Source organism: Haliscomenobacter sp. (genome assembly GCF_040403615.1).
Classification (GTDB): Bacteria; Bacteroidota; Bacteroidia; order Chitinophagales; family Saprospiraceae; genus Haliscomenobacter.
On record NZ_JBBAKG010000028.1, the window covers coordinates 62,721 to 73,483 of the forward strand.

The window sequence follows — 10,763 nt, forward strand, 5'->3', positions numbered from 1 at the left end:
CGAAACATGTCCATTAAATTCCACTGTTTGTCTCTATTAACGCATTTTTCATCAGATATAGGTTGCGCGGTGATGGGAAAAAATGGTAATTTTACTACACAAAAATTCCTTGCCTGCTCTGATTGCAGCTTTCGCCCGTTTTACCTAATCTGTCTTTGCCGTTGCTCATTACCCATCTTTAACAGCATGCTTGTTAATCCTTAAACTCTTATACGATGAAAAAACTGTTTTTCCTGTTCGCCTTTTTAGGAGCTATTTTCTTTAGTAACGCGATTCATGCCCAAGAGTACAAATCTGCAATTGGGCTACGTTTGGGCTATCCTGTTTCTATTTCCTACAAAACTTTCATTTCTGAATCCAATGCGGTTGAGTTATTTGCCGGTTACCGATCATATGGAGGTTTTTCTGGCTTTGGCTTCAACTCCATCCACCTTGGCGCCGCTTATCAAATCCATAAACCTATCAACGGCGTTGATGGGTTACAATGGTATTATGGTTTCGGTGCCAGTGCAATCATCAACAATTACGGCAATGCTTATTATGACAACTATGGAAAAATTGGCGTTGGTATTTCTGGGTACTTGGGTTTAGATTATAAATTCCCAAATACACCAATCAGCCTAACTGCTGACTGGGTTCCAACTTACGTTGTTGGGGATTTTTACTACAACAGTTTCCAAACTTATGGTGCGCTTGCCGTTCGGTATGTACTCAACTAAACGAATTTAAAATAAGTCTATTTTGAATCGCTTCGGGTGGATGACAGTGCTGTCGTCCACCCGTTTTTTGTTAGAATTTCCATGCACTGATTTGTCGTCAATCGGTCATTCAAAATCTTATTGCAAACCTTTGGTCAAACACTGATTATTTTATAGAAAAAACCATTTCCTCTTGCTATTTTTACAGAGCTTGTTTGCTTTTAGAGAATCGGATCATTCACAAGTATCAACTCATACCCAAGAAGAAATTCATTCCTCATACTGAATTCATTTGCGGGTTTTAATTCTTTTTCAATCATGCAGAGAAGAGAAGCTGTAAAGATCGTAACGGCATTTTTCGGAGCCTCCTTGGCCTTGCCGGAATCTGTCTTTGCCCGCATCGCCGAGCCATTGGGCGATGGAATCAAGCCAACCCTTTTGGCTGGCAAACAACGGAAATTGTTGGCTGCCATTTCCGAGTGCATCATCCCAAAAACGGATACGCCAGGAGCAGTCGAAGCCGGGGTACCACGTTTGTTTGAGATTTTACTTCAAGATTGCTACAAAGCCGAAGATCAGAAACTGATCATGGATGGCATGGTAAATCTTGATGCCGATTGCAAAACCAAGCAAGGTGCAAGTTTTGCCAAATTGAGCAAAGCCAAGCAAATCGAAGTATTGACCGAAATGGAGAAAGCTGAGCGCGCCATTAAAGGCAAGCCTGGGTTCATTCGCATGACCAAAGATTTGGTTAAGTTCTGTTACGTCAATAGCGAGGTTGGTGCTTCCACTGCTTTTGAGTACCAAATTGCTCCAGGTCGCTGGAATGGCGAGGAGTTGTACAAAATGGGAGACAAAATTTATTTGTAAGTCAATCGTCAGCTCTTGTACGGTAGTAAATGCGTACAATTGATGACCAATGAAAAAAAGAACATCCATGCAAATCAACCATAACGGCGTAGTTGCAGAAAACTCCTTCGACGCCATTGTAGTAGGATCGGGCATCTCCGGCGGCTGGGCTGCCAAAGAATTGACCCAAAAAGGGCTTAAAGTGCTGGTACTCGAAAGAGGCCGCGATCTACGTCACGTAGTCGATTACCAGACCACGATGAGTATGCCTTGGGATTTGCCTCACATGGGGCGCTCTCCCGAAGAGAGCATAAAGCAACAAAGTGTGCAAGCCCGCACTGGCTATACCGTACAAAACGAGGGTACAGCTTACTTGTTTGTCAAGGATACCGAACATCCTTACATCGAAAAAAGACGTTTCGACTGGATGCGAGGCTACCACAAAGGGGGCCGTTCGATTACCTGGGGTAAGCAGACTTACCGCTGGAGCCAAATGGACTTTGAAGCCAATGCCAAAGATGGCATTGCCACCCCTTGGCCCATCAATTACGACGACATTGCGCCCTGGTACAGCTATGTAGAGCGCTTCGCAGGCATTAGTGGATCGGTAGAAAATCTGGCACATTTGCCCGATAGTGATTTCCAACCGGCCATGGACCTGACCGCTGCGGAAAAAATCCTCAAAAGTTCGGTTGAAAAGAAATGGAATGGCCGTAAGGTGATTCCCGGTCGCGTTGCCCACTTGACTGCACCTACGCAGGAGCAACTCGCCTTGGGCCGCGGCAAATGCCAATACCGCAACCTCTGTTCCAGAGGATGCCCTTATGGTGCCTACTTCAGCAGCAACGGCGCTACGTTGATTGCCGCCGAGCGCACGGGCAACATGACCTTCCGCCCACACTCCATTGTGGGATCTTTGATTTATGACGAAACCACTGGCAAAGCCAAAGGGGTAAACGTAGTTGATGAGTTGAGCAAACAACCAATGGAGTTTTTTGCCAAAATTATCTTCGTTAATGCCTCCTGTGTTGCTTCCACGGGCATTTTGATGAACACCAAAACCCAACGGTACGGTGATGCTGGCTTGGATGAGTCGGGTTCTTTGGGGCGTTACCTGATGGACCACCACTTGGGCGTGGGCGCTAGCGGTACTTTTGAAGGTGAATTGGATAAAACAACCTTTGGCCGCAGGCCCAATGGCTTCTACATTCCTCGGTACCGCAACCTCTATCAAGAAGGGAAGGGCTATATCCGTGGTTTTGGTTACCAGGGCGGCGGAACGCGTATGGGCTGGAACCGCGACATTCTAGGCTTTGGTGAAGACTTCAAAAAGCAATTGACTTCCCTTGGCCCATGGAGTGTAAGTATGGGCGGCTTTGGAGAATGGTTGCCTTACAAAGACAACATGATGTTCCTTAGCCCCGACAAGAAAGACCAATGGGGATTGCCACAAATCGTGGTGGATGCCGGCTACACCGACAACGAGCTCAACATGCGCAAAGACATGCAAACCGATGCTGCCGAAATGTTGGAAGCCATGGGTGCAAAGAACGTAACTTCCAGAGGCAGCGATCCTGCTCTTGGTTTGGGCATCCACGAAATGGGGACGGCCCGCATGGGTACTGACCGCAAAAACTCGGTACTCAACAAACACAACCAAGTTTGGGCTGCTCCTAACGTATTCGTAACGGACGGTGCTGCCATGACTTCAGCCAACTGTGTCAATCCATCTTTGACTTATATGGCGCTGACTGCCAGAGCTGCGGATTATGCGGTTTCGGAGTTGAAGAAGGGGAATTTGTAAGTTTTTATTTCGCAATATTGAGTGGAGCGGCAGCGGATGTGACCATCTGTTGCCGCTTTTTTTTGAAAAAACTTATCTTTTAGCCAAATCGCTCACCAAATGTCACAAAATCACCTCGCACAAATCAACATCGCCCGCCTTCTGGCGCCCATTGACGACCCGCTCATTGCTGATTTCGTCCGTCAACTTGATGACATCAACTCCCTGGCAGAAAGTAGCCCAGGTTTTGTCTGGCGCTTAAAAGAAGAAAGTGGCAATGCCACCAACATCGACGTTTTTGGAGACTCGCTGCTGATTGTCAACATGTCGGTATGGGAAAGCATTGACGACCTCAAGAATTTTGCTTACAAGTCCGCTCATGTGCAAGTCTTCCGCGACCGGACGCGTTGGTTTGAAAAAATGGAGGTAGCACATATGGCCTTGTGGTGGGTACCCGCTGGTACATTGCCTACCGCTGAAGAGGGGCGCGATCGCTTGCTGTATTTGAGGGAGCACGGGGAGTCGGAGTGGGCGTTTACGTTTAAACGATTGGTTGATCGGTGATCCGTATAAACCTGTAGGGACAACCCTATGTGGTTGCCCCTATGTGGTGGTACGGGCAACCACGTAGGGTTGCCCGTACCTGTTGTCTTGCGGAGTGGGAGGGCAACCACATAGGGTTGCCCCGACGGTTATTCCTCAATCTCGTGCAACATCAACGGCGAATCCTCCTTCGCCTCCAAATTGGAATGCCCCATCAGGAACAAATCCACCTGGCGGGCACATTCACGGCCTTCGGAGATGGCCCAAACCACCAGGGATTGGCCACGGCGCATGTCGCCGGCTGCAAAGATTTTCTTGTTGCTGGTTCGGTATTTTTGCTCATTGGCTTTTACGTTGCCGCGTTCATCCAGTTCTACGCCCAATTGTTCGAGCATGCCCTGGTGTTGAGGGTGTACAAAACCGATGGCCAGTAATGCCAAATCACAAGAAATAATTTGTTCCGTACCGGGTACTTCCATAAAAGAGTAGCGACCAGTGGTATGATCCATTCCCCATTCTACATTTACCAGTTCCAATTGTTTGACATTGCCTTGCTCGTCACCGATGAAGCGTTTGGTTTGAATGGCCCACTGGCGATTGCAACCTTCATCGTGTGAAGAAGAAGTGCGCAAAACCATTGGCCAGTTTGGCCAACTGAGCGGGTCGCGTTCGTTGGGCGGCTTGGACAGCAACTCGATTTGAGTGATGGATGCTGCACGGTGGCGGTTGGACGTACCAACACAGTCGGCACCAGTATCTCCACCTCCAATCACAATTACATGCTTGCCGGTAGCCCAGATGTCATCTGCCCCAGGAAGTTGATCACCTGCCTGGCGACGGTTGCTTTGCTCCAAAAAATCCATGGCAAAATAAACGCCCTTCAGCTCACGGCCGGGAATTGGCAAGTCGCGGGGGATGGTAGATCCGCCTGAAAGCACCACTGCATCAAAATCTTGTAACAATTGCTTGGCTTCGATGTCTACTCCCACGTTGGTATTGACCCTGAATTCGATGCCTTCTTGCTCCATCACGCCAACCCGGCGCTCAATGACCCATTTTTCCAGTTTAAAATCTGGAATCCCATAGCGGAGCAAACCACCAACGCGGTCTTTGCGCTCAAAAACTGTCACCTGGTGGCCAGCTTTGTTGAGCTGCGCGGCAGCACCCAAACCAGCAGGCCCAGAACCTACCACGGCAACTTTCTTGCCGGTACGTTGAAAAGGTGCTTGTGGTACGACGAAGCCTTTTTCAAAAGCGATTTCAACGATCGATTTCTCGATGAGCTCAATGGCTACCGGGGGTTGATTGATGCCCAGTACACAAGCCGATTCGCAGGGAGCCGGACAAATGCGCCCGGTGAACTCAGGGAAGTTGTTGGTACTGCTGAGAATGCGGTAAGCTTCTTCCCAATCTTCCTGGTACACCGCGTCGTTGAATTCAGGAATGATATTGCCCAATGGACAACCACTGTGACAAAATGGAACACCACAATCCATACAACGGGAAGCCTGGGTAACGGTTTTTTCATTAGAAAAAACATCGTAAATCTCGCGGTAATCGTTGATTCGTTCTTCTGGCTTGCGGGAAGAAGGAAGCTCGCGAGTATGTTTGAGAAATCCTTTTGGATCTGCCATTTTTACTTTTTTTCCACGAATAAATTCGTGGGTTAGAACTTTTTGTGCCTCCCACGACTGAAGTCGTGGGTTGGGTAGGTATTAGCCCCCCTAAAACCTTTAATAAGCTGCTGCAACTTTGACATCAACCTTCACCTTTTTTTCACGTTTGGCGAGTACAGCTTTGTAATCGCGCGGCATTACTTTGGTGAAAAACTGATTCTGGACGTCCCAGTTTTCCAGCATTTCGCGTGCCACTTTGCTGCTTGTGCAACTGAAGTGATTGCGCAACATACGGCGCAGCAATTCGAAGTCTTCGTCTTCCATTGGATCCAGATCGACCATTTCCAGGTTGACGCGTTTTTCAAACTCACCTAATGGATTGTGTACAAAAGCAACGCCACCGCTCATGCCTGCGGCAAAGTTTTTGCCCGTTTCTCCTAGCACTACGACAACACCTCCAGTCATGTATTCGCAGCCGTGATCGCCAACACCTTCCACTACAGCTTTCACGCCGGAGTTGCGCACAGCAAAGCGTTCACCAGCCATGCCTTTGATGTAGGCTTCACCTGCGGTAGCACCGTAGAAGGCTACGTTGCCAATGATGATGTTTTCTTGTGGTTCAAATTTGGCATCGCGATCCGGCACCACGATCAAGCGGCCACCAGAAAGCCCCTTGCCAAAATAGTCATTGGCTTCTCCTTCAAGGGTAAATTGGATACCCGGTGCTGCAAAAGCACCAAAGCTTTGACCAGCTGAGCCTCGGAAGCGGAAATCTATGGTGGAATCTGGTAAGCCCTTACCTTTGTAGCGCTTGGATATTTCGTTGGAAAGCATGGCCCCAACTGCACGATCTGTATTTCGGATCGGGAAAATCGAACTGACTTTCTGGCCATTTTCCAAGGCCAATTTTGCCTGATAGATCAGTTTGCGGTCTAAAACATTGGCGATGCCATGGTCTTGCTCAACCTTCTTGTAATGGCCTACGTGTTCCTCCGTTGGTTGCTTGAACAGAATTGCATTCAGATCCACCTGACGGTACTTCCAATGCTGAACATTGCTGCGCAGGCGCAGGAGTTCTACCTTACCCACCATTTCATTGATGGTACGGAAGCCCAATTCCGCCATGATTTCGCGCAAGTCTTCGGCAACGAAGCGGAAGAAGTTGATCACGTGTTCTGGCTTGCCATTAAATCGTTTGCGCAGTTCTGGATCTTGAGTAGCAATACCTACCGGACAAGTATTCACATGGCATTTGCGCATCATGATGCAACCTTCTACTACTAGGGCGGCGGTAGCAATGCCCCATTCCTCTGCGCCCAACAAGGTAGCGATGGCAACGTCTTTGCCCGTACGCAATTGGCCGTCGGTTTGTACCACTACCCTATCGCGCAGTTTGTTGCGCAACAATGTTTGGTGGGTTTCGGCCAAGCCCAACTCCCAGGGCAACCCCGCGTGGCGAATAGAAGTCAAAGGCGATGCCCCGGTACCTCCATCGTGTCCTGAAATAAGAATAGCATCGGCATGTGCTTTGGCTACCCCGGAGGCAATGATTCCAACTCCTGCTTTGGATACCAGCTTCACGTTGATGCGTGCGGCAGGGTTGGCATTTTTCAAGTCAAAGATCAGCTGGGCCAAATCTTCGATAGAGTAAATATCGTGGTGTGGCGGAGGGGAAATCAGACCTACTCCTGGTGTAGAGTGGCGTACCCGACCAATCCATTCATCCACTTTATGCCCAGGCAACTGTCCGCCTTCACCTGGCTTGGCACCTTGTGCCATTTTGATTTGCAGTTCTGATGCATTGCTCAAATAGTAACTCGTTACTCCAAAGCGGCCAGAAGCGACTTGCTTGGTTGCAGAACGTTCCCAGTCGCCATTCTCTTTGGGTTCAAAACGGATCTCGTCTTCGCCACCTTCTCCACTATTGCTTTTGCCCCCAATGCGGTTCATGGCGATGGCAAGTGTAGTGTGGGCTTCGTGAGAAATCGACCCAAAAGACATGGCACCTGTCGCAAAACGCTTCATGATGTTTTCTACGGGTTCAACCTCTTCGATTGGAATGGGATTTCCCTTGCGGAAAGTCAATAAGCCCCGCAGGGTAAGTGCCTGCTCGGTTTGCTCATTAATGATCTCTGCAAATTTCTTATACTCTTTGTAATCGTTTTTGCGGGATGCAACCTGGAGGTGGTGGATGCTTTTGGGATTAAACAAGTGCGCTTCTCCACGGCGTTTCCACTGGTATACCCCACCCACTTCGAGCTGTTCGCCAGGAACGGGGCTTTCCGGGAAGGCCAGTGCATGACGAACCAAAATTTCTTCAGCGATCCCATCATAGCTGATGCCCTGAACCCGTGAAACCGAACCGGTAAAACATTTCTCAACCACCTCGTTGGCAATTCCCAGGATTTCAAAAATCTGGGCACCCTGGTAAGACTGAAGAGTAGAAATGCCGTTTTTGGACATGACCTTAAGAATCGACTTGCCGATGACTTTGTTGAAAGTATCGATCATCTTTTCCAACTTAATGCTAGCATCCAAATACCCCAAGGCGCGTTGCTCTGCAATAGTTGCATATACCATATAAGGGTTGACGCAAGTAGCGCCATATCCAATCAAGGTACAAAAATGGTGCGTTTCGCGAATATCCCCTGCTTCTACCACGAGAGAAGTCAGCGTACGCAGCCCTCGGCGAATCAAGTGGTGGTGTACCGCTCCAATGGCCAGCAAGGAGGGCATGGGCGCATGCTTTGCATCAGCATTGCGATCAGATAATATCAAAATATTGGCCCCCTGGCGCACCTGATCTTCTGCCTCAGCGCAAATGTGGTCTATTGCTGCTTTTAGGCGGCCTTCCTGCCCATCGGCACGAAAAACCATATCGATTACTCCTGATTTAAAGTAATTGTGCTCCAGGTATTTTACGCGATTGAGTTCACCGTTGGTGATGACCGGGCTTTCCAGGTGAATGAACTTGCCTCGCTCTGGCACCAAATCGAGGTGTTTTGGATTGCCTCCCAGCATCGCAAACAGCGACATCACCGAACGCTCCCGAATAGGGTCAATTGGTGGGTTGGTTACTTGCGCAAACAGTTGCTTGAAATAGTTGGACAAGTGTTGCGATTGGTGAGACAATACCGCCAATGGCGTATCTGCCCCCATCGATCCAAGGGGTTCATTTCCTTCCGCAACGGTTGGATTGATCAGGACTTTGATGTCTTCTTTGGTAAAACCAAACAACTGTTGGTTGCGGAACAAGGTTTGTTTGTCCAGTTCTACATCTCCAGGGATGTTCTCAGGCAGATCGCTCAAGGTCATCCGGTGTTCTTTTAACCAATCCTTGTAGGGCAGTCGTTGGCAAATGGTGCTTTTAAGCTCTTCATCACCAACAATTCTACCTTCGTCCAAATCAGCGATCAACATGCGACCAGGTTGCAGGCGACCTTTTTTCACTACTTTGGATTGGTCTACAGGAAGGGCACCTGCTTCTGAAGCAACAATCAGGGTATTGTCTTCCATTAAGCAGTAGCGGGACGGACGCAACCCGTTGCGATCCAACGTTGCACCAACCAGTATACCGTTGGTAAAACAGATCGAAGCGGGGCCATCCCAGGGCTCCATGATGGTTTTGTGGTATTCGTAGAAGGCTTTTTTGTAGTCTTCCATGGTATCGTCGTGTTCCCACGCCTCCGGGATCATCATCATCAGCGCATGAGGCAGCGAGTAGCCACTCATTACCAGGTATTCCAGTACGTTGTCGAAATTTCCAGAATCGGATAGATCATCGCCACAGATTGGTTTGATCAATTCCAGTTCTTCGTCTGTGAAAATTTCAGACATCAGGTTTTTCTCCTTAGAGCGCCACCAGTTTAAGTTGCCTACAACAGTGTTAATCTCGCCATTATGGGCAATGTAACGGAAAGGTTGCGCCAATTTCCACTTGGGAACTGTATTGGTTGAAAAACGGGAGTGGATAACTGCGATGGCTGATTTCAGATCGGCATCTTGCAGATCCAAAAAGTAAGGACGTAGTTGGTATGTTGTTAACTGTCCCTTGTATATAACTGTTTTGTAGGAAAAGGAGGCGATGTAAAAGCTTTCCTTTGCGTGAGGAAATACCTTGCAAACGTTGTGGATGACAAACTTACGCAAGATGTACAAACGCCGTTCTAACGTGCGCAATTCCATCGCTTGCTTGGGTTTCACAAAAACTTGCTCCACGCGCGGCTCTGCGGCAACTGCCGATTCGCCCAACAATTCGTGATCGGTTGGCACTTTACGCCAGCCAATCAGTTCAAATCCACATTCGTCGATATAGTCCTGAAACAAAACCCGGCATTCTTGGCGTTGTGCCCGATCCATGGGAAAGAAAACCATTCCTACACCATATTCTCCAAATTCTGGTAGATCAAACTTTAGCTCCCGGCATTTTTTCTTAAAGAATTCATGAGGAGTCTGGATGAGAATACCAGCTCCATCGCCAGTATTGGGTTCACAGCCACAGGCTCCGCGATGCTCCATATTGGCCAGCATGGTAAGCGCATCCTCCACCAATTCATGGGACTTGATGCTGTTCAAATTCGCAATCAAACCCGTACCACAGGAGTCTTTTTCCAGTTGCGGAACGTATAAACCTTGGTTGGTCTCCTTCATATGCAAAACTGTTGTCTGATAAATAAAAAATGTCTTTCACACGGGATACCCATGGATTCTTTTCAATTTGGTTAGCTATAACAGCAATAGGTTGGTTAGGTTGTTGAGGGACTTAGGTTAGTTTCTACCGTCGCTTGTCTTCAATTGTAATCAGAATAGGCTAAGAGAATTGGGTACAATTTGACAAATAAATGAATCGTTGTAAACTCCGCTGTGATTTTGTGGAACATCAAAAATATTGAACGCAACCCGAAATGCAAATGGCAACGGAAGAAAAAAGTGCATTGATGGCTCAATTTAATTCGCCTTTCTCCGACACTTAACCGCAAAATAATCAAAAAAAAGGGCATTTTAATAGAAATTTTACAAAGTCTTTCTTGAAATAATAATTTGTCCGTAGCGCAAAAATTATTCTTACTTTCGGTAGAATTGGAATAACAACCAAAATTTATTCTCTTTTTATGAAATCAGTCCAAAGAAAAATGTCATTAAAAGCAGAAGAGATGCTACAGCTTCAAAATGCAAATGGCCTACCCAAAGGTAAGCCATCACGAGGGAGGAAAAAGAAGTTAGCAACGCAGAAAAATTAACTTCCCGATTTTGGGTTTTGAATAGGAAGTCGAA

General features: G+C 47.7%; 6 protein-coding genes. 4 read left to right on the forward strand and 2 right to left on the reverse strand.

Translation table 11 applies throughout. From position 1 onward, the window contains the following. The first annotated feature begins 215 nt into the window (after positions 1-215). From ABW391_RS11115 to ABW391_RS11130, 4 genes are all read left to right on the forward strand, one after another. On the forward strand, positions 216-719 hold the full coding sequence (locus ABW391_RS11115) for a hypothetical protein (protein WP_353481935.1): 504 nt from the start codon (positions 216-218) through the stop codon (positions 717-719). Positions 720-1,016: 297 nt separating this feature from the next. After that, positions 1,017-1,568 carry a gluconate 2-dehydrogenase subunit 3 family protein gene (locus ABW391_RS11120; RefSeq protein WP_353481936.1) on the forward strand — a complete coding sequence of 184 codons (552 nt, stop codon included), beginning with the start codon at positions 1,017-1,019 and terminating at the stop codon, positions 1,566-1,568. A 49-nt stretch (positions 1,569-1,617) separates the two neighbouring features. After that, positions 1,618-3,351: a GMC oxidoreductase gene (locus tag ABW391_RS11125; RefSeq protein WP_353481937.1), complete on the forward strand. Its 1,734-nt coding sequence runs from the start codon at positions 1,618-1,620 to the stop codon at positions 3,349-3,351. Between the two features lie 99 nt (positions 3,352-3,450). After that, a complete protein-coding gene (locus ABW391_RS11130) occupies positions 3,451-3,894 on the forward strand; it encodes a DUF3291 domain-containing protein (RefSeq protein ID WP_353481938.1) in 444 nt (147 codons plus the stop codon). Between the two features lie 128 nt (positions 3,895-4,022). Here ABW391_RS11130 and ABW391_RS11135 read toward each other — a convergent pair whose 3' ends face one another. Further along, positions 4,023-5,507 (reverse strand): glutamate synthase subunit beta, encoded by a 1,485-nt coding sequence (locus tag ABW391_RS11135; protein WP_353481939.1) that lies wholly within the window; start codon positions 5,505-5,507, stop codon positions 4,023-4,025. Between the two features lie 99 nt (positions 5,508-5,606). Next, entirely contained in the window at positions 5,607-10,139 is a 4,533-nt protein-coding gene (gltB, locus tag ABW391_RS11140; RefSeq protein WP_353481940.1) for a glutamate synthase large subunit, read from the reverse strand. Positions 10,140-10,763: the final 624 nt, after the last annotated feature.

Coding starts and splice junctions, on each gene's coding strand:
- ABW391_RS11115 (WP_353481935.1), top strand. CDS start 216: ATGAAAAAACTGTTTTTCCTGTTCGCCTTTTTAGGAGCTATTTTCTTT.
- ABW391_RS11120 (WP_353481936.1), top strand. CDS start 1,017: ATGCAGAGAAGAGAAGCTGTAAAGATCGTAACGGCATTTTTCGGAGCC.
- gltB (WP_353481940.1), bottom strand. CDS start 10,139: ATGAAGGAGACCAACCAAGGTTTATACGTTCCGCAACTGGAAAAAGAC.
- ABW391_RS11135 (WP_353481939.1), bottom strand. CDS start 5,507: ATGGCAGATCCAAAAGGATTTCTCAAACATACTCGCGAGCTTCCTTCT.
- ABW391_RS11130 (WP_353481938.1), top strand. CDS start 3,451: ATGTCACAAAATCACCTCGCACAAATCAACATCGCCCGCCTTCTGGCG.
- ABW391_RS11125 (WP_353481937.1), top strand. CDS start 1,618: ATGAAAAAAAGAACATCCATGCAAATCAACCATAACGGCGTAGTTGCA.